Here is a 20,879-nt window from a genome sequence, read left to right on the forward strand (position 1 = left end):
CAAAAATGGTATAACTATATCGCTGGCAGAATGTCACCGCCGGGATATAATTGACCCAGGTTCGCCGGAAAGAAAATGACCCACCCATAGCGAATATATCCCCTTCGTAATTAACGGCCAAGTTAATCTTCGGAGGGAGACACATGCTAAGGAGTGGGATAGTGATATCGTTACATACCATGAGGGCAGAAGGCAAGAGTATTCGTGAAATTGCCCGTCTAACGGGGCATTCTCGAAATACAGTTCGCCGATATCTCCGGGGTGAATTCTCCCCCGAAAAGGGAACCCGTAAATCTCGTGGTTCCAAGCTTGATCCGTATAAACCGTTCCTGCAGGAACGTCTTCAAGAAGGTATCTATAACTGCGAGGTTTTATTCGATCTTCTACGAGAAAAGGGGTATACCGGGGGACGTACCATCTTGAAAGACTATGTGAAGGACTTCCGTCCTCCCAAACAAGTTCCCGCTGTTCTTCGTTACGAGACGAAACCTGGTGAATATGCACAGGTCGACTGGGGACTGTGTGATTACGTAGATTTGGACGGTACAGTCCGAAAAGTGCCGGTATTTGTCATGGTATTGGGGTACTCTCGTTCCACCTATATAGAGTTCACTAAGCGTTGTGACATTCACAGCTTTCTTCGTTGCTTGATTCATGCTTTTGAATATTTTGGGGGCATCCCAAAGGTAATGCTGACCGACCAGATGAAAACCGTCGTACTGGGCATGGGAGATGATCGAAAACCTCGCTGGCATCCGCTTTTTGCCGACTTTGCTGCAGCGATTGGGCTTGTTCCAAAAGTATGCAAAGTTCGACGCCCCGAAACAAAGGGAAAAGTGGAACGAGGCGTTCAATACGTAAAAAACAACTTTCTTCCTGGCAAACGCTTCGTTGATTTACAGGATCTCAATCAACAAGCCCTACACTGGTGCGAGCGGATTAACCGCCGTATTCATGGAACAACCGGCGAACGTCCCATCGACCGACTCCGTGAGGAAAATCTGTCGCCTATCCCTTCAGCTGAACGATGGGAAAAATACTTGCATGAACCGAGACAGGTCAGCCGAGACGGATTTGTTAGCTACGATGGTGTACGATATGGGGTTCCATGGAGGTACAGTGGACGTGAGGGTACCGTGCGAGAAGTGAATGGGTGGGTGGAAATCTGGGCCGACGGCACATGTATTGCTCGACACCAAAAGGTCTATCGATCCCGTGCAACTGTTTTTTGTGAAAACCAGTATGCAGGTCTTACGACTGCTCAAGGATATGCCTATCCACGTCCGCAAGCCCGACAGATTTCATCGCAGCAAGTGGAAGTGCGTTCGCTGGATGTCTATGAGCAGCTGACGGGGGTGGGAGCATGATTGAACTGGAACAGGCACGGCTACGTCTTGAGGAACTTGGGCTTCAGCAAGCGGCTCTACTCTTGGATGCCCATTTGGAAGCGGCAAGTCATGGACAGCCCACCTATCTGTCCTTTCTCAACATGCTTCTAGATGCAGAGATAGCGGAACGTCAAAAACGGAATATGGAGGTACGCACCAAACTCGCACACTTGCCTTACCGAAAAACGCTGGAGGAGTTCGATTTTGCTTTCCAACCCAGCATTGACGAACGGTTGATTCGAGAGCTGGCCACGATGACTTTTGTAACCCGACACGAGAATGTCTTGTTCTTAGGGCCTCCCGGAGTAGGAAAAAGTCATCTGGCGGTGGCGTTGGCTGTAGAAGCCATCTCGCAAGGGATATCCGTTTACTTTGTCAGTCTCTCGCAACTCATCGAAGATCTGCGAAAAGCTTACACGGAAAACAGGCTGGATAAACGCCTACGCATCTATATTCGACCAAAGCTCCTGATTATTGACGAAATTGGTTACTTACCGTTTGACAGTTTGGCAGCTAACCTCTTTTTCCAGGTAGTAAGTGCAAGATACGAGAGAGGGAGTATTCTGTTGACCAGCAACAAGAGTTTCGGTGAATGGGGGGAACTGATGGGCGATCCGATACTTGCTACGGCTATCCTGGATCGGCTCTTACACCATTCCCACATCGTCAATATTAGGGGGAATAGTTACCGACTTCGTGAGAAGATGAGGACTGGAGCCTACGGCTCCCCCTCTACCACCTAACCAACAAAAAATCGCCGGGTGGGTCAATTCTAAACCGGCGATGGTGGGTCAAAATAAAGTCGGCGTTGACACAGAACAATGACCAGCTATTAATTCCAATTTCGGGGTTAAGGTGAGGAACGGCTGGCAGCTATGAGTAGAGCTGCCAGCTGCATCATGAGAAAGAGTGAAAGAGTGTTTAAAAAGCCTCCACCTTTAGGTGAAGGCAAGCTATTAATCGGCTGGGTTTTCGTTTTCCGCTGCACGCTCCCCAGGAGCCGAGAACATTTGATTTTGTTCTCGTTCAATTGCAGCAGATTCGTCTGGAGAAGTGCTTTGAATGGCTTCAGATGCTTGATTAATGGTCATAGCTGCAGGTGTTTCTCGTTCATCTCGTTTTACCATGAATTGGTCACCTCCTCAATACCATTAATGTGCACAGGTGTGTGGAGGAGTATCCAAACGGCGGCATCGATCGATCAAGAAAAGCTGGAAAACCTTTATGGGGCGGGCAAGCACAATTTTGAGTGGGATTTCTTTTATCGTCCATACTCTGCTGCGGCGGAAAATATGGGGAGAGAGGATCTAGTTTGTGAAAGGTCTCGGGTTTTTCTCGTACGCGATAGCCGGAATGGAGGGAGAAAAAAGTGGTGCCAGCGACCAACCTGGATCGGAGGGTAACAGCCTACTGTGGATAACGCTTCCCATGATCTCCAAACAGCTCCCGAACAGCGTTGTAATCTCTCATATGCATATCACTGAATACAATCGCCACTTCACCAGGTGCCAACTGCAATCGAACGGAAGGCTGTTCAATACGAAAAGGCAGTTCCATGGCAATCAAAGCTTCTTTCAAAAAGGCAACGTCACCCCAAGGGACCGGATAGTAAAATGATTTTTCCAACACAATCACTCCTCTAGTACAGAGTACACGAGTGAGCGAACAGAAAAAAGCCGGGAATAGAATCTCAATTACGTTCCATTGACTCTTTTCCATCATGGTGACTCTGTACATGAGGTTTAGCATGTTTGAAGCTATATAAAGGTCGTATCAAGAGTTGGGAAGCTATTAAAGATAAGAAATACGTAATAGATGGATCAGAGGTTGTTAAAGCATTGGTGACGATCCAGTACAAAAAAATAGAGCAAGAAAGGGTAAAGAACAAGTATTCAAGTTTCATGGTTGCCCCCTTTATGGATGTAGTCTTTAATCTTTTCAAACTGCTGATGTAGCAAAAAAGGATTCGTATAAGGATATTTCAGCGGACTTATTACAATGAAGTCATACATGTGCTATGAAGGACACGGTTTACGTACATTATTCGTTTGCCCCTAATGATGTCGTCACAGACATGCTTGTTCGAACAATCTCTATAGTTCCTTAGCAAGTCCCCAAATAAAAGATGCCAACAAGATTGCGAAAATAACAGTTATGGTTACAAAAACAAGTTTGGTCTTAATATAGGAGCTTATAAGCAGGCTACATAATGCTATCCCGATATTTTCACGGTTATATCGAGTAAGCCTGTATTTGTTGAGTCTGTATAGTAAGACGGCAAGCATAAAGCTAACCAACAAGGGTGGAAAAACATCCATAAAATCATCCTTTAACTCAAGATCATTTCGACCAAATTATACCATGTATAGACGATGCCCTTACTCTGAAGCATGCGCATTCTTTCGACAGTATCACTGTATCTGATTAACGGCAGAATACTTGAGGTAACAGGGGGCTGCACCGACGAATAGCCTCTATAAACACAACATTAGTTATTGTTTGTTTTTCCTAACACAAATGAAGCACAGATAGCAATTACAGCTGAAAGATACAAAATCGAAAAGACAATTGCTCGCATGAAAGAAAACTGAGGTGAATCATTAAAAATAGAAACAGTTAACCCCACAACGATAAATCCTGCTAGATAAACACCCAAGCCTATCAGTATACGTCTCAACATTTATATCGCCCCTGAAATGTTTTATCTATCCAAATATTAACATATGCCATTTGGTTAGTATACATATACATGATCGACTGAAGGAGCGAAATACGAGTTGTCACGTATGTGCTGAATGATGCTTGTTATCTGCGCCGAGCATAGTTATGCACTCCATGAACGATCGGGTATTCCGTAGCCTCTGTTGAGGACAGAAAGCTATCCCTTATCCAGCCAAGGCATGAAGGATCATTTCGATATACGGCCTGCGGGCAGTGCAATGACAGTGGGATATTAGGGAAGCGGGATTTAGTTCCATTGGCTGTACTTGGGTAGGGAATAAAATAAAAAAGGATAGCAAAAGGCTACCCAAATATCTTTTAAGCCCCAAAATTGGATTTGAGTCATACCCCCTTATCTTGTTAAGCTGATATCAGAAGAACAGGGGGATATTTTTATGCAACGGAGACGCTATTCAATCGAGTTCAAACAACAATTGATCCAGGAAGCCCACGAAGTAGGAAACGCTAGCCAAGTAGCCAGACGGCATGGGATAGACCCTAAAATGCTGTATCGATGGATACGTGACTCCAAACACGCAGATTGGCAGAATACGTCTTCCGAAGCTAAAGCTGTAACAAGCTATACACCAAGTCCAGGAGAGTTTCGGGAACTGGAAACGGAGAATGATAAACTGAAGAAATTACTGGGAGAAAAGGACTTGGAAATCGCGATCCTTCGTGATCTTGTAAAAAAGGTGAACCCAGCTTATCGGACAAAATGGAAATAGCCGACAAGTGGATACAGCTGGGGTACACAGCCAAACTAGTGCTACGTATTGTCGGCATCCTGGAAGCAACCTACTATTACCGAAAAAACAAAGCCTCCCAAAAACCTCGCGTTTATCACGGAGGAAGACCTATACCCGGTTATTCGTTGTCAAAAGACGGACAACCTGTCAGTGACGAACAAATCAAAGAATGGCTATCCGAGTTGATTGCCGATGAAGAATCTGCTTATGGATATCGAAAGCTTACCGTCTGCCTACGGCGAGACCACCAACTGGTCATCAACAAGAAAAAGGTTTACCGCTTGCTGAAAGAAGAAGAACTCCTGCAACCACAACGACAAAAGAAAAGGAAACATCCTCGAAAGTTGGCAAACAACCGAGAGATTACCGCTCCGAATCAATTGTGGGAGATAGACGTAAAATACGGATTTATCGTAGGAGAACAGCGTTTCTTTTTCCTGATGAGTCTCATTGATGTCTATGATCGAGCGATCGTGGACTACCATTTCGGACTGACCTGCGAAGGAAAACATGCTGCTCAGATTCTCCAACGTGCTTTGTGGAAACGGCAGCAATTCAATTGTGATGATCGCCCTGTTATCCGTACGGATAACGGTCCACAGTTTATTAGCCATGCCTTTGAAGAAGCCTGTCAGCATTTCCAAACGGTGCATGAGCGAATTCCTCCAAAGACACCCAATAAAAACGCTCACATTGAGTCATTTCACAGTGTTTTGGAGAAAGAATGTTTGCAGCGGAATGAATTTCAGAGCTATCAAGAAGCCTATGAAATCGTGACAAACTATCTGCTCTTTTATAATCAGCGACGGATTCATGGAAGCTTGTACGATTTATCACCTGTAGAATTTGGTAAAGCCTTTGCCTTGCAACTCATTACACCATTTGTTGTGAAAGTGTAGTATGGCAAAGGATTGCAGAACGATCCCTACTTCAACCTAGCTGACAAGCAGGAAGGAAAACGTCTGGGGTCAAGTGATCTCCTTGACGCTAGGCGTTTTCCTTCCTAGACTCCTAGGTGGTTGAAGGAGGGAAGAAGCATATGAAAATGCGAGAATAAGGGAGAAAGACTCAAATTTTAAGGGGTTAAACCGATATTCGTAAGTCGTTTTCACGCTTCTCCCATGCCAAATCCCAATAAAAGAAGAAAAATAATTGAACCCAATGCAAATACGTTTAATAAGATGAGTACCCACTTTAGCAAGCCTCCATCACTTATAGCTCCAAAAATGACGCCTAACAACGGAAGCAAAATCACTGAAACCAAGAAAAATTTGCCCATTGAAGGAGAAAGCATACCATTTGATAATAAACAAAACAAAATGGCGAAGGCTCCCAAACATACAATTGACCATATCGTAAAGTTCCTCACAGCACCCTCCTTACTCTATGTTGTTACCTTATTGTAGTCCTGTATAAAGCACCAAATTTCTTTGGTACCCTCCAAGACTGTGAGTGGCGTTGTTGACTAATCCTACCTTTGGAAATATTTTGCCTGTTGCAAATAAAGGTGGAAACGACATGATGGAAATCGAATCGTGACACACTATAGCAGGAGGTGTGCCGACAATGGAACAATGTATAGAAGTGAACGGAAGGGAATACCAGTTTGCCGCTACATATGACGGAGACGCCCAGTACAATGTTCAGGTGCTGAGCGGAGACAAGCTGATCACGATGTTTAAAATCGCTGCGGATTCCGAGGAGGATGTATTTAAAGCGGCAAAAGCCCATTTCCAGGCTGACGTGGAACTGGGTCATATCGATGTATAGCGTCAAGGTAAAAATGACTGGCAGCCGCTCTTCGTGAGTCAGGCTGTCTTTCTCTGTTTCCACGACCTGTATCAGTACAATTCAGCAGACAATATCAAGGAATAAAGCCTTCCAAAGGTTCCTGTTCTTTTCACTTTGCTCAAAATATGATACAACAGGAGGTGAAACTGATTGTACGGATGGGAGAGGACCTTCGATGCAGCAACAGAACGTACCGGACAGTCTGAAACAAATATGGATGTGGCGGGACCAACCTCTTGATACAAAAGAAGTGACAGAGGGTGAGCTTCTGTCCGCGCTGCAATTGGTCGAGGATTTGCGAAAAAACGGTCAATTTGCTCGTACCAGCGAAGCGGAAGCGGTCGTTCTGACATTGCTTGCCTCCAAGCGTATGAAAAAGCCGGGAGGCCATACGCTGGCGGCGGAGTGGCTGGACAGAGCGATCTCGCTGGATCCCTCCTTTGAATTGGCTCTGAAATGCCGTCTTCGGCTGTACGAGCTGCAACTGAAAGAACATCGGTTTCAGCAAGGCTATCCATCTGTGCGCGAGACTGATAACGCTGTCAGCCGACGCAAAAACTTGGAAATTCTCCAGGAAGCAGGCCGAGCAGAGCTGGTGGAGCTGGACGGGTGGCGCAAACTGGCGGCTGAAGCCGGGGAAGCTGCAAGACGGGTCGGGGAAAGCGAAACGGCTGAGAGATTGGCCGTACTAGGGGCTTTGTACGCAGAAAGAAAGCGGCTGCTAGAGGTAATGCTGGAGCGTGCAGAGGAGTACGCTGCTTCCCTGCGCGGGCTGTTTTATTCCGGTGAATCGCTTGCGTCTCTGCAGGAAGCGATACGGGCATTGGCTGCTCAGAACGAAAAGAGGGCGGCACTGTTTGATACAAATAACGAGGCTGATGCCGCTGACGAGCCGGTAGGGAAACTTTCTGCGCTGGAAGAGCTGGAAGCTTTGATCGGTTTGCAGGAAATCAAGGATCGGGTCCGCTCGCTGGCAAACTTTCTCCGCTATCGCCAAATGCGGGAGGAGAAAGGTTGGCATATGCGGGACCAAATTCCGCTCCACCTCGTTTTCATGGGCAATCCGGGAACGGGGAAAACGACTTTGGCCAGACTCATCGCCAGACTTTATCACGAGCTTGGCTTGCTGGAGCGCGAAGACGTCGTCGAGGTGGACCGCTCTCATTTGGTGGGGGCATACGTGGGACAGACAGAGCAGAAGGTGATGGATGCCGTAAAACGGGCGGAGGGCGGCGTCTTGTTTATTGATGAAGCTTACAGCCTGAAGCGGCCGGACAGCTCCGGCAGCGATTACGGGCAGGCAGCCATCGATACGCTGGTTGCAGCGATGACCGGCGGCGAGTACGCAGGCCGTTTTGTCGTCATGATGGCCGGCTATCCCGAGGAAATGCGGCAGTTTCTGTACGCTAATCCCGGACTCCGCAGCCGCTTTCCGGAAACAGGACATTTTCTTCTTCCCGATTACAGTACGGAAGAGCTTCTGCTCATTGCCGAGCAAGTCGCGAGCCGCAATGATTTTACGCTGACAACAGAAACTCGCACTGCTCTCCGGGAGCGTATCGAACAGGCTCAGGTAGACCATACCTTTGGCAATGCCCGTACGGTTCAAAACATTGTTCTGGACGCCATTTTTGCCAAAGGACGAGAGGTGGATGGCGAAAAAGAGCTGGATTGGCATGATTTTACCATTCTCAGCCAGGAGGATGTTCTGCCCAAGCGGGGCGAGCAGAAGTCTGATAGTGCCTGGGAAAAGCTGTCCAATTTGATCGGCTTGGAGCAAGTAAAGGCGGAGCTGTTGAAGATTTCATCGTTTGTGGACGTTCAGCGCAAGCGCAGTGCGATCGGGCTGCCTGCCTTGCCTATTGAACTCCACGCGGTATTCACGGGGAACCCGGGAACCGGAAAAACGACGGTTGCGGCCTTGTATGCCGAAAGGTTGAAAGAAATCGGCTACTTGAAACGCGGACATCTGGTTACAGTTGGCAGGGCTGATCTGGTTGCCGGATATGTAGGCCAGACGGCGGCATTGACCAGGAGGAAGGTCCGCGAAGCGTTGGGCGGTGTCCTGTTTATCGATGAGGCTTACGCTTTGGCCGAAGGAAGCGAAACGGATTTTGGCCATGAAGCGATCCATACGTTAGTGGAGGAAATGACCAGACACCAAGAAAATCTGGTGGTCATTCTCGCAGGCTATCCTCTGGAAATGCAGCGATTTATGGCAAGCAACCCGGGACTTTACTCGCGTTTCAAAAAGTACATTCCGTTCCCGGATTACACTACGGATGAATTGGTGCAAATGCTCCGGCTGGCGGTATATCAAAGGGGCTATCTGGTTCACGACAAAACGGTGGAAACGATCCGGACTTATTTGGAGCGGGCAGCCGCAAGCCATCAGCTGCACGGGAACGGCAGGCTCGTCCAAAATCTCGTTCAGGAAGCGATGCAAAATCAAGCGGTAAGATTAACGAGCAAGCAGGCAGCGGAATGGACACGCGATACGCTGAGCATGCTGGAATGGGAAGACTTTGCCCCGTTGTTTTTAGCGACAGGGGATGCAAACGAAAACATAGAGTGATTCATTGCGAGGGACTTTCGTCTCTCTTTTTTTTATATTTTTAGCCCCAAAGGACACATTTCTACAAGACATATTTTTATCAACAAGAATATCCTTTCTGATTTCCAGATTATAGCTTATAATGGAAATGTTATGAGAAAATTCAAAAAGGGGGAAATTAAGTGAAGAAAAGGTCTTTTTCTCTATTCTTGTGCTCCCTGCTTACCGGGGCACTGCTTCTGTCCGCTTGCACCCAGCCTGCAGCACAGCCGACGGAACAAAATCAGCAGCAACCGAACCAATCAGAGCAAAACCAGCAAGAGCAAACGAAAGCCGGTGAAAAGAAAGAGCTGGGCTATATCAAGGCGACAGATCCTTCGAAAGTGCCGGATTCTGCGAAGCAGCGCACAGATACGATGGTGCTCGGCATCACAGACCCTCAAGGCATTTTCAACTACTGGTTTTACAACACAGTCTATGACCGGTATGTGATTGAAGCAGTAACCGAACGATTGCTGTCGGTAGCAAAAGATGCCACTGTGATTCCGGGACTTGCGGAAAAATGGGAGATTTCCGACGACGGATTGACATATACGTTCCATATCGACAAACGAGCAAAATTCTCCGACGGCAAGCCCGTAACGGCAGAGGATGTCGCGTTCGCCTATCACGTCCTGTTGGACCCCAAATACGACGGCAGGTCGAACCTGTCAAAGGCCAAAATCAAAGGCGAAGACGCATACAAAAATGGAAACGCAACCAGCCTCGAGGGCGTAAAAGTAATTGATCCACAGACGATTCAAGTTCAGGTGGAAGAAGCAAACGCAACGACTTTGCTGTTGCTCGGCACTGAGATTTTTGTCCTGCCCAAGCACTATTACGGAAAAGATTTCGCCAAAGGAAATCTGGAGTATATCAAGAGCTTGCATCAGAAGCCTATGGGCAGCGGGCCATATATTCTGAAGGAGTTTATCCCTGGACAGGAAGTCCGTCTCGTAGCGAATGAAAACTACTGGAAGGGCGCTCCGAAAGTCAAAAATCTGATCTTCAAGTCAACGACGGCGGAAACGCAGATTCAAAGCCTGAAAACGGGTGCAACCGACTTTGACGCCTCGATTTCCGTAAATGCAGACAACGTTGAAGCATTGAAGGAACTGGGATTTGTCGATCTTGACATGCTCCTGAACAATGGATATGGCTATATTGCGATCAATCACAAGCTGCCGAAGTTCCAGGACAAACGCGTCAGACAAGCACTGATGTACGGATTGAACCGCGAAGAAGTGGTGTACGCGTATTCGCAAGGGTATGCAGAAGTCATTGACGTGCCGCAATCCAAGCTTTCGTGGGGTTATCCGGACGAGTCCAAGCTGACGAAGTACAGCTACGATCCGGAAAAAGCGAAACAGCTCCTCGATGAGGCAGGCTGGAAGCTGGAGAGCGACGGCTACCGTTACAAGGACGGCCAAAAGTTCACGATCCAGTTCTCCGCATCGACTCCAAATGAAGTGAATGATGCCCTGATTCCGATTGCGGTAGAGAACTACAAGGAACTGGGGATTGAATTTATCGCCGAACAACTGGAATTCAACGCTGTCATCGACAAACGCAACAAGGGAGAGCACGAAATGGCGTTCCTGGCCGTTGGACTTTCCACAGACCCTGATCCGTACGGCTTGTTCCACTCCAAAGGCGGATCGAATAAAGACGCCTACTCCAACCCCAAAGTGGATGAACTGCTTGAGGCTGGTCTGAAAGAATTTGACCAGGCCAAGCGCAAAGCGATTTACCAGGAAGCATACGAGATCATCAATGACGATATTCCGGTGCTCTTTATGTACCAACGCTACAATTTGAATACGATCAGCTCCAGACTTTCCGGCTTTGTGATTTCTCCTTATAAATACTTCTCAGAGTCACTAAACGAAGTTCAAATTAACTAAAAATTTTTGATAATTTCACCAATTCGCAATATGCTCGGCGCTATGCTGAGCATATTGCTTGCATAAGAGGGGAGGAAATCATGAAGCAGCTCCTTATCCGCAGACTTATCCAAAGCATCCCGACCCTGATCGGCGCCTCTATTCTCGTCTTTCTCGTCTTTACCTTGGCACCTGGCGACTTTGTCACCCAGATGTCGGCTGACGCCAATATGACCCAGGAGCGGCTCGATGAGATACGCGCCCTGCACGGGCTTGACCAACCTCTCTACAAGCAGTATCTCACCTGGATGGGCAATCTGCTCACGGGAAATTTTGGCGAATCTGTCCTGCATCGCCAGCCCGTGACGAGCGTGATAAACACATTTATGTGGAATTCCTTTCTGATTGCCATCATCGTTCTGGTGCTGCAATGGATCATTGCATCCATCGTCGGCATTATGGCCGCGCTGAGACAATATTCGATTTACGATTCTGCAGTCACGCTGATTGTTTTTATGGCGATGTCTTTTCCATCCTTCTTTTTGGGATTGCTTATGCTGAAGTTCTTCGCCGTCGATTATCAGATATTCCCGCTGGGCGGCATGCGGTCGACAGGGAGCACCCTTACCGGCTGGGCCGATTTTTGGGACGTGATGAAACATCTGGCATTGCCGGTCATTGTTTTGACCTTGCTGAATATCGGCTCGCTGACCAGATACTTTCGGACCAATATGCTGGAAGTCATCAGGCAGGATTACGTTCGTACAGCCCGAGCCAAGGGATTGAAGGAGCGCGTCGTCATTTTCAAACACGCGCTGCGAAATGCATTGCTGCCTTTGATTACCCTGTTTGCCCTCGAAATTCCCGGTTTATTTTCCGGGGCGATCATTACCGAACGCATCTTTAACTGGCCAGGCATCGGCCGGGTTGTGCTGGACGGAATCTTCCAAAGGGATTACCCGCTCTTGATGGGCTTTACGATGCTGCTGGTTGTACTGACGATCGTTGCCAATATCCTGGCTGATCTGATGTACGGCGTAGCAGACCCGCGGGTCCGGAACAGGTAGGGGGGATAGAGATGAGCCACAATATTGCTGACGTCCAAGTCGAACTCAAAGCCAAAAAGATCAAACCCGATTCCCCGTGGCGCAGTGCCTTCCGCCGTCTGTTCAAAAACAAGATGGCTTTGGCCGGGATGATTGTCCTTACGCTGATGTTTCTGTTTTCGTTTATCGGTCCCTATTTTTCTTCTCATCTGGACGCGAAGATTTCGGTCAGAAACGCCAATCTTCCGCCGAACGAAACTCATTGGCTCGGGACGGACAAGCTCGGCCGGGATGTGCTTTTGAGGACAATGGAAGCTGGAAGAGTATCCTTGCTGGTGGGGATCGTCGCCGCTTCGATCATCGTCTTGGTCGGCGGGACGCTGGGAGCCATTGCGGGCTATTACGGCCGTTTTGTCGATTCGGTGATCATGCGCCTGGCAGACATTCTTTATGCGATTCCCACGCTGCCCATCCTCGTGGCGCTTGGCGCTATTCTGTCTGATTTGAAGTTTCCGCCGGACAAGCGGATTTATCTGGTCATGTTCATCGTCGGAATGATCGCCTGGATGAGTCTTTCGCGTCTCGTCAGAAGCCAGGTACTCAGCTTGAAGGAGCAGGAATTCATGCTGGCCAACGAAGTGCTCGGGCTGAGGGACAGACGGAAAATTTTCAGGCATTTGCTGCCCAATACGGTACCCATCATCATCGTTGCGGCGACGCTGGGTGTAGCAAACTCGATCCTTCTCGAATCTACGCTTAGCTTTCTCGGTCTTGGCGTAGTACCGCCTACCCCGTCCTGGGGACAGATGATCTCGGCAGCAAACAATATGATTGACTTCCAGAACAGGCCCTGGCTCTGGGTTCCGCCTGGGGTGTGCATATTGCTTACCGTCGTTTCGATCAACTTCATCGGTGACGGATTGAGGGACGCCTTTGATCCCAAACAGAAAAGGTAGGAGAAGCTGCATATGTCGAGTACACTTGTTGAATTTCGCAATTTGAAAACGTATTTCTACACAGAAGCCGGTGTCGTACAAGCTGTGAATGACGTCAGCTTTTCCATCCGAGCTGGAGAGACGGTTTGCATCGTCGGTGAATCCGGGTGCGGAAAAAGCATCACCGCCATGTCATTGATGCGGTTGATCGCTTCCCCTCCAGGGAAGATCGTGGGCGGAGAAATCTTGTTTGAAGGCCGGGACCTCCTGAAGATCAAGGAAAGCGAAATGAGAATGATCCGCGGCAATGAGATCGCCATGATTTTTCAGGAGCCGATGACGTCGCTGAATCCGGTTCTGACAGTAGGGGACCAGATCATGGAACCGCTGATCGAGCATACGCTTCTATCCAAAAGCGAGGCCCGGAAAAAAGCGATCCAGCTCATCGAACAGGTGGGAATTCCCCGTGCCGACCAGATTATTGACAGCTATCCGCATGAACTGAGCGGGGGGATGAGGCAGCGCATCATGATCGCAATCTCTCTTAGCTGCGATCCGAAGCTGCTGATTGCCGACGAGCCGACGACAGCCTTGGACGTCACGATCCAGGCGCAAATTCTCGATTTGCTCCGGCAATTGAAAAAGGACCGGAACATGTCGCTCATGCTCATCACCCACGATCTTGGAGTTGTTGCGGAAATGGCCGATTACGTGGTTGTGATGTACGCGGGCAAGGTCATCGAGGAAGGGCCGGTAAAGGAGATTTTCAAGAATCCGCGTCATCCTTATACAAAAGGCTTGTTGCTCGCCAAACCGGTAATCGGACAAAGAAAAGAGCGCTTGTTCACGATCCCGGGCCAGGTCCCCAATCCGATCGGTCTGGGTGAAAATTGCCACTACAGCGACCGCTGCGAACATGCGATGGACATTTGCCGTGCAAGTCAGCCTGCCTTACAGAAGGATGGGGCTGACAGCAAAGTGGCTTGCTGGCTGTACGAAGGTGAGGGAGCGAAATGAGCGATGTCATCCTGGAAGTGAAAGACTTGAAAAAGTATTTCCCGATTCGCTCCGGAGTGTTTCAGCGGACGATCGGGCACGTAAAAGCGGTTGACCAGATCAGTTTTACCATGAAAAGAGGAGAAACCTTGGGGCTTGTCGGTGAGTCCGGTTGCGGAAAAAGCACAGCCGGCCGGACGATTATCAGGCTGTACGACAAGACCGAGGGCCATGTCCTGTATAATGGTCGGGATATCCATCAGCTGCCCCCTAAAGAGCTGCGCAAGTTGCGACCCAAAATGCAATATGTGTTCCAAGACCCGTTCAGCTCGTTAAATCCACGGGTGAAAGTCGGGGAGGCGATCGGCGAGGCTGTCGTCGATCACGGGCTGTGCTCGAAGGCAGAAATTCGCGAGAAGGTGTTGGAGGTGCTGAATATTTGCGGCTTGGCACCGTACCACTACGACCGCTACCCGCATGAATTTTCCGGCGGGCAAAGACAACGGATCGGGATTGCCAGAGCGCTCATCCTGCAGCCGGACTTTATTGTGCTGGACGAGCCGGTTTCTGCTCTCGACGTGTCGATTCAAGCGCAAATCATTAATTTGCTCTCTGATTTGCAGCAGCAGCAAAACCTGACCTACCTGTTTATTTCTCACGATTTAAGCGTGGTAGAGCACATCTGCTCATCGGTGGCCGTCATGTATCTGGGCTCGATAGTGGAGATGGCGCCTCGCGACGAGCTGTTCAAAAATCCTCTCCACCCCTATACCAAAGCGCTGCTGTCGGCTGTACCGATTCCAGACCCTACGATAACGAGAGAGCGAATCTTTCTAAAAGGAGATATTCCAAGCCCGGCTAATCCTCCACAAGGCTGCAAGTTTCATACCCGTTGTCCGGTTGCTGCGGATAGGTGCAGGACGGAAGTGCCGGTTTACCGCGAAGTCGGCCCGGAGCATCATGTGGCATGTCATTTGGTATAACCGAGCGAGACTCGCAGTCTTTTTGAGTCTTTCTCAACGCCCACGGTGAAAAGAAAGCAGGAAGCGCACGATCCAGCAGGGATTGCTGCGCTTTTTTGTCCGTCTGAAGCTTGGGACACTTTTACAATTATTACCCTTTTCGTATAATGTTGTTATTCAAAAATCAGACGGGAGAAGGGGGCATTTCATTGCGGGGAAAAAGGCATGCGGCACTGATTGGGGTACTTGTTCTGTCGCTCATGGTCGGCGGGCTGCCGACAGGAGCCAAGCAACAAGGTGAGCGCAGGGGAGATCTGGAGATTGAAGCGCGGGAAGGCTTTTCTCTGGATTCCCGATCCAAAGCGGGAGGAGAAACAGACCTGGTCGTCATTCAATTCGAGGGGCCCATCGAAGAAGAATGGAAAGAAGAAATAGAGGATATCGGTATAGAGCTGGGCGACTATTTGCCTGACTATTCCTTTATAGCCAAATTATCAGAACAGGGCGATGAGAAAAAATTGAAACGGCTCTCTTTTGTCAAAAGGGTCGTTCCTTTTTATCCGGTTAACAAGGTAGCGCCGACTCTTCGCAAGTCATTGGGAACAACCGATGAGGTAGAAGTAGCTGTGATCGGCTTTGATCAGCAAGTGGACATGAACCGCACCCTGTATCGGGCGGCGAGTGAAGAAAGCATCGGTGATGTGGACTCGCTGCAGAATGCGAGGCACATCTCGCTTGCACGCATGAGCGGAGAAGGATTGGAGGAGGTCATCCAGTCAGAAGATGTCATTGCCGTGATTCCTATGCCGGAGCGAAAACTGCATAATGATCGGGCTGCAAAAATCATCAAGGCAAACAAGCTGGAATCTGCCGGCTTTACCGGGAAAGGACAGATTATTGGCATCGCCGACAGTGGTTTGGATACAGGCGATCCAGACGATCTCCATCCCGATTTTACGGGGAGGATCAAAAGCTTGTATGCAATTGGCCGCAAAGGCGACGCGAGTGATCTGGATGGACACGGAACGCATGTAGCCGGATCGGCACTTGGCAGCGGAGAGGCTTCTGATGGACAGTATCAGGGAATGGCGCCGGAGGCGGAGCTGGTTTTCCATTCGATGCTGACGGAAAAGGGGTATTTGAAAGGAGAGGTCGAGGACATTCTCGGGGAAGCCTACGAGGACGGCGCACGTATTCACTCGGATTCATGGGGGACTGACGATAACGGCGATTACGGACTCGATTCCTTCTTGTTTGACCAGTTTCTCTGGGAACACAAGGATATGACTGCCCTGGTAGCTGCGGGCAATCAGGGAGAGTATGGCTACAAGACGATCGGCAGCCCGGCCACAGCCAAAAATGTCATCGCCGTAGGGGCTACCGAGAACGACCGACCGGATGTAGGCGGGGATGAGGCGGATGATCCGGATACTGTAGCGGGATTCAGCAGCCGCGGAACGACGAAGGATGGAAGGCTGAAGCCCGATATTGTCGCACCCGGGAGCTATATTCTTTCCGCTCGCTCATCGGTCGCTCCTGAAGAGGAGTTTGAAGAGCTCTTCGACCAATACTATGCATACAACAGCGGGACAAGCATGGCCGCACCAATTCTGGCCGGAGGAGCGGCCCAGCTTCGCCAGTTTTTGCTCGAAGAAAAAGAACTGGATGAACCGAGTGCCGCCCTGATCAAAGCGATGCTGATCAGCGGAGCCGATGATCTCGATGAGGACATGCGCCTTCAGGGATTCGGGCGGGCCAACCTCCTGCAGGCGATCGAGACAGATTTCGTAGATGAAACAGATGGTCTGGTGACAGGAGAAGAGGCGACGTTTGCCGTCGAGGTGTACGAACGCTCCAAGCCGCTTGCCATCACATTGGCTTGGACAGACTATCCGGCTTCTCTGGCAGCGAAAAGAACCTTGGTGAACAACCTTGATCTGACTGTAACCGCTCCCAGCGGAGAGAAGTTCAACGGAAACGACTTTTTCCGTTACCCGTATGACGATGAAGTGGACAATTTGAACAATGTGGAACAAGTATGGATTTCCCGACCGGAAAAAGGCTTGTACACGGTGAGCGTAAAAGGCTTCAATGTCCCAAAAGGTCCACAGCCATTTGCGCTCGCCACAACGGGCAAAATCAAGGAAAAAGGCGGCGGACAGCATATCGAGCAAGGGAAGCTGCATGATGACAAAAGGTCGGACAGGTATGCCGATTACTCATTTCGGGCCAAGAGCGAAGGCCGGTTGAGAGTATATGTTGACTGGAACAATCATGCGTCGTTAAGCTTGACGTTGTATGACTCCCAAGGCGATATACTGGCAATCAAGGAGATAAAAAAGAGGAAAAGCCTTGTTCTGCCGCTCCCGGAGAAGGGGCGATACAAAATACGACTGGAGCTTGAAGACGGCCCGAAGGTATCCTATAAACTCTCGATGAGCTATCCTGAATAAACCGGAATGATCATACGGATGGAAACGGCGCAGCCCATCACGCTAACGTGGCGGACGCGCCGTTTTGTCTTGAGCCTTGTTCGGGGGCGTGTGGTATTTCAACCCGTGCTTCCACTCGTGAGCCCGCAAGGCTATTTCCAGACAGAGCCGTTCATTGGGGTGCGTAAAGTCTACCGGGAGATGCTCCTGGATTTTTTCCAGCCGGTGGTACAAGGTCTGGCGGTGGATGAATAAATGATCAGCCGTTTCCTGCTTGGACAAGTTGTGATCCAGGTAGACACGCAATGTCTGGGCCAGTTGGGTCCCGTTCTCCGCATCGTATCGCAGGAGCGGCCCCAGGTAATCATCGATAAAATGCGTGAGCACGGGCTCCTGGGGGACATGAAACAGCAGACGGAACAAGCCCAGCTCGGCAAAATAGGGGCTGTGGGCGTCTTGCTGGAAGATCAGGGCCTGCTCGGATTCTGCCAGGTGCCGGCCCGCCTCTGAAAGCCTCTCGCCAGGCCGGCTTACACCAAACAGGACCTCGGTATCCGGTCCCATGGCCTGGCGGCACATCCGTTTCATCTCGGACATGGCCTTGTCCAGAGTTCGGCGAATATCCGTTTGATTGGTTGGTGCGATCAGGAGAAGGTAAAAGCGGTTTCCTTTGCAGCGGATGAAGGGACGAAAGCCGAGCCTCGTCAGCAAAGAACGGAATACGCCGGTAAGCTCATGCGGTGCGAGTGGCGAGGAAAGGTCCTCCGTGCTCCGATGGAGAGACAATAAGAGCGTATAGTAGGCCGGTGTTTTGTTCTTGCCGGACAAACCGAGGAGAGAGCGTATTTGTTCCTCCGGCAAAGGTCTGTTGGCGATCAGATCGTCGAACAGCCGATTCTCTGCTGCGAGCATCTGCTCTTTGGCAAACATTTTTCGCATCAGAATTTGGGCCATCGAGCTAACGGTGTAATCGAGCGTCAATAGCAGGTATTCGTCGGCTTCCCGATCATACAGAATCAAGCCGACATAAGCGAGCAGATGTCCCATGACGATAATGGGCTGGTAGACCAGCTTCTTTTTGTCCGAGAGCGCGATGATCCCGCTGCTCGAGACGGAATCGTCCCCTTGCGGCAGGGCCGTACGCATCAAACCGGACAGCTCCGATTGAACAACCTGCGGCAGGGGAGGGACGTAGAGAGGATTTCCATCCAAGGGGAAAAAAAACACCTGTGTGTGTACACTTGCCTGAAAATGCTGCAAGAGTTTCGGAATTCCCTGTGTCTGCAGACTGAGCTGCTGCAAGCTGCGGGAATACGTCTCCAGGTTGCGAAGCGCCTGCATTTGACGGTTGATCAAATGCTCGTGCAGATCCAGTGTAATGTCAACGAAGCGAACAGGCTTATGAAAGACAATCAGTGGAAAGTCATGATGGTCAGCGAGCTCAAGCATGTCCTGTGGCACTTGCGGGATGTAGTCGCCAAGCTCGATACATAACCCGACCGCCTTCCGTGAAATGAGCTCGGAGAGATAAGCCAGCCGCTTTTCTTTTGCCTCGCCAAATCCGAGTCCGGTCGAAAGGATCAGCTCATCGCCGTTCAGGTATTGAACAGTGTGAGCCGCTTCCAATACATGCACCCATCGCACCGAGCGGGACAAGCCCCGACTGCCTGCGACCACTTCCGCGTGCTGAAACAAAGGACGTTTGACGACATCTGCCACGGTCAGGCGCCATTCATTGGTCATTCTTCTCCTCCTATAGACAGTCTGTAACATGAATACTACCGAACTCCTGTCAGTTTGTCTAGTGATGGCGCGTTGAATGTTCAGATAAGATAGAATTATCAATCATGCATGTGCGCAAAGGAGTTGAAAGGATGAGTACAACAACAGTTGGTCCTACTTTGAAAAACTACATCGCCGGAGAATGGGTGGAGTCCCAAACGGAGCGCTATGAGGATATCCCCAACCCGGCAACAGGCGAAGTGCTGTCGCGCGTACCACTCTCGACGAAGGATGACGTGGACAAGGCTGTGCAAGCGGCCAAGGCTGCCTTTCCGGCCTGGAGTCAGACCCCTGCGGTAGATCGTGCCCGGATCATGTTCCGCTTCCAAAACCTGCTCTGGGAGCACCAGGATGAGCTGGCGCAAATGATTACGCTGGAGAACGGGAAAAACCTGCCTGAGGCACACGCGGAATTGCTCCGCGGCATTGAAATGGTGGAGTTTGCGGCAGGAATGCCGACGCTGCTCATGGGTGAGACGCTCCCGAATATCGCCAGGAACATCGACTGCCAGGTAATTCGGTTTCCGCTTGGCGTCGTTGGCGGAATTACGCCGTTCAATTTCCCCCTGATGGTGCCGATGTGGATGTACCCGATCGCGATTACGGCAGGCAATACATTTGTCTTGAAGCCGTCCGAGCGCACGCCGCTGTCCTGCATTCGGATCGCCGAGCTGTTAAAGGAAGCGGGATTGCCCGATGGCGTATTCAACGTCGTCAACGGCGCTCACGATGTGGTGAACGGGCTATTGGAGCACCCGGATGTGAAAGCGATCTCCTTCGTCGGTTCGCAGCCAGTCGCCGAGTACGTCTACAAGACAGCCGCAGCGCATGGAAAACGCGTCCAGGCGTTGGCCGGGGCCAAAAACCACCACCTCGTCATGCCGGACACGAATCTGCAGCGAGCAGCCAAAACCATCGTCAGCTCCGCCTTTGGCTGTGCAGGCGAGCGCTGTATGGCGGCGAGCGCGGTCGTGGCAGTAGAGGAGATCGCAGACGAGCTGATCCGCCATCTGATCGAAGAGTCCAACGCCTTGAAAATGGGGAATGGGCTAGAGCCGGGAGTTGACCTGGGACCGGTCATTCGCGCTTCGCATTTGGAAAAAGTGCACGGTTTCATCGAGCAGGGACTTTCCGCAGGCGCCGAGCTCGTTCGGGATGGACGGGAGGATGCGAAAGCAAACCCGGAGGGCTATTTCCTCGGGCCTACGATTTTTGACAAGGCGGATGCCGAGATGGTGATCGTCCGAGACGAGATTTTTGCGCCTGTGCTAAGCGTCATGCGGGTCAAGAATTTCGAGGAAGGACTTGAAACGATCAGCAAATCCCGCTTTGGAAACGGAGCCACCATTTACACAGAAAACGGCAAGTGGGGACGGGAGTTTGTACAGCGCGTGGAAGCCGGCATGGTCGGGGTCAACGTAGGCGTCCCTGCGCCAATGGGCTTCTTCGCCTTCACCGGATGGAAGAACTCGTTTTACGGAGACCTGCATGCCAACGGCAAAGACGGCGTCGACTTTTTCACGAAGAAAAAGACGATTACGTCGCGCTGGTTTGACGACGGCGATACCAGTATCGGTTCCCAAAAAGTATTCGTGAAATAA

The 20,879-nt window shown here is 50.1% G+C and carries 17 protein-coding genes; 13 read left to right on the plus strand and 4 right to left on the minus strand.

Annotated elements, in window-relative coordinates:
- Window positions 1-143: 143 nt before the first annotated feature.
- A complete protein-coding gene (gene istA / locus V5G20_RS13170; protein WP_008409807.1) occupies window positions 144-1,367 on the plus strand; it encodes an IS21 family transposase in 1,224 nt (407 codons plus the stop codon).
- Complete coding sequence (gene istB, locus V5G20_RS13175) at window positions 1,364-2,131, plus strand: IS21-like element helper ATPase IstB (protein ID WP_008409491.1); 768 nt, start codon at window positions 1,364-1,366, stop codon at window positions 2,129-2,131. The genes istA and istB overlap by 4 nt, the downstream gene beginning before the upstream one ends.
- A 213-nt stretch (window positions 2,132-2,344) precedes the next feature.
- Here istB and V5G20_RS13180 read toward each other — a convergent pair whose 3' ends face one another.
- Together V5G20_RS13180 and V5G20_RS13185 are read right to left on the minus strand one after the other, a co-directional pair.
- Window positions 2,345-2,515, minus strand: coding sequence for a hypothetical protein (locus tag V5G20_RS13180; RefSeq protein WP_161785217.1), 171 nt, complete (start codon window positions 2,513-2,515; stop codon window positions 2,345-2,347).
- A gap of 280 nt (window positions 2,516-2,795) precedes the next feature.
- Window positions 2,796-3,014: a hypothetical protein gene (locus tag V5G20_RS13185; protein WP_003385662.1), complete on the minus strand. Its 219-nt coding sequence runs from the start codon at window positions 3,012-3,014 to the stop codon at window positions 2,796-2,798.
- A 1,490-nt stretch (window positions 3,015-4,504) separates the two neighbouring features.
- Here V5G20_RS13185 and V5G20_RS13190 point away from each other — a divergent pair.
- Together V5G20_RS13190 and V5G20_RS13195 are read left to right on the plus strand one after the other, a co-directional pair.
- Window positions 4,505-4,837 (plus strand): transposase, encoded by a 333-nt coding sequence (locus V5G20_RS13190; protein WP_025848869.1) that lies wholly within the window; start codon window positions 4,505-4,507, stop codon window positions 4,835-4,837.
- Window positions 4,828-5,757 carry an IS3 family transposase gene (locus V5G20_RS13195; protein ID WP_283858068.1) on the plus strand — a complete coding sequence of 310 codons (930 nt, stop codon included), beginning with the start codon at window positions 4,828-4,830 and terminating at the stop codon, window positions 5,755-5,757. The genes V5G20_RS13190 and V5G20_RS13195 overlap by 10 nt, the downstream gene beginning before the upstream one ends.
- A 209-nt stretch (window positions 5,758-5,966) precedes the next feature.
- Here V5G20_RS13195 and V5G20_RS13200 read toward each other — a convergent pair whose 3' ends face one another.
- Window positions 5,967-6,227, minus strand: a complete 261-nt coding sequence (locus V5G20_RS13200; RefSeq protein WP_171506740.1) for a hypothetical protein — start codon at window positions 6,225-6,227, stop codon at window positions 5,967-5,969.
- Window positions 6,228-6,424: 197 nt separating this feature from the next.
- Between V5G20_RS13200 and V5G20_RS13205 the strand changes: the two genes are divergently transcribed.
- From V5G20_RS13205 to V5G20_RS13240, 8 genes are all read left to right on the plus strand, one after another.
- Window positions 6,425-6,628 (plus strand): hypothetical protein, encoded by a 204-nt coding sequence (locus V5G20_RS13205; protein WP_003385659.1) that lies wholly within the window; start codon window positions 6,425-6,427, stop codon window positions 6,626-6,628.
- A 196-nt stretch (window positions 6,629-6,824) separates the two neighbouring features.
- On the plus strand, window positions 6,825-9,224 hold the full coding sequence (locus V5G20_RS13210) for an AAA family ATPase (protein ID WP_024984167.1): 2,400 nt from the start codon (window positions 6,825-6,827) through the stop codon (window positions 9,222-9,224).
- 161 nt (window positions 9,225-9,385) lie between these two features.
- Complete coding sequence (locus tag V5G20_RS13215) at window positions 9,386-11,146, plus strand: ABC transporter substrate-binding protein (RefSeq protein WP_003385657.1); 1,761 nt, start codon at window positions 9,386-9,388, stop codon at window positions 11,144-11,146.
- Between the two features lie 80 nt (window positions 11,147-11,226).
- A complete protein-coding gene (locus tag V5G20_RS13220) occupies window positions 11,227-12,192 on the plus strand; it encodes an ABC transporter permease (protein ID WP_003385656.1) in 966 nt (321 codons plus the stop codon).
- Between the two features lie 11 nt (window positions 12,193-12,203).
- Window positions 12,204-13,127 carry an oligopeptide ABC transporter permease gene (gene opp4C, locus V5G20_RS13225; protein ID WP_003385654.1) on the plus strand — a complete coding sequence of 308 codons (924 nt, stop codon included), beginning with the start codon at window positions 12,204-12,206 and terminating at the stop codon, window positions 13,125-13,127.
- Between the two features lie 12 nt (window positions 13,128-13,139).
- Window positions 13,140-14,123 carry an ABC transporter ATP-binding protein gene (locus V5G20_RS13230; protein WP_024984168.1) on the plus strand — a complete coding sequence of 328 codons (984 nt, stop codon included), beginning with the start codon at window positions 13,140-13,142 and terminating at the stop codon, window positions 14,121-14,123.
- Entirely contained in the window at window positions 14,120-15,085 is a 966-nt protein-coding gene (locus V5G20_RS13235) for an ABC transporter ATP-binding protein (protein WP_003385652.1), read from the plus strand. The genes V5G20_RS13230 and V5G20_RS13235 overlap by 4 nt, the downstream gene beginning before the upstream one ends.
- Window positions 15,086-15,273: 188 nt before the next feature.
- On the plus strand, window positions 15,274-17,517 hold the full coding sequence (locus V5G20_RS13240; protein WP_338460863.1) for a S8 family serine peptidase: 2,244 nt from the start codon (window positions 15,274-15,276) through the stop codon (window positions 17,515-17,517).
- Between the two features lie 42 nt (window positions 17,518-17,559).
- Here the strand turns inward: V5G20_RS13240 and V5G20_RS13245 are convergent, their stop codons facing one another.
- A complete protein-coding gene (locus V5G20_RS13245; RefSeq protein WP_024984170.1) occupies window positions 17,560-19,239 on the minus strand; it encodes a PucR family transcriptional regulator in 1,680 nt (559 codons plus the stop codon).
- Window positions 19,240-19,370: 131 nt separating this feature from the next.
- On the opposite strand from V5G20_RS13245, the gene V5G20_RS13250 reads away from it, so the two are divergent.
- A complete protein-coding gene (locus V5G20_RS13250; RefSeq protein ID WP_024984171.1) occupies window positions 19,371-20,879 on the plus strand; it encodes a CoA-acylating methylmalonate-semialdehyde dehydrogenase in 1,509 nt (502 codons plus the stop codon).

The organism is Brevibacillus borstelensis (assembly GCF_036700025.1).
GTDB classification, from domain to species: Bacteria; Bacillota; Bacilli; order Brevibacillales; family Brevibacillaceae; genus Brevibacillus; species Brevibacillus borstelensis.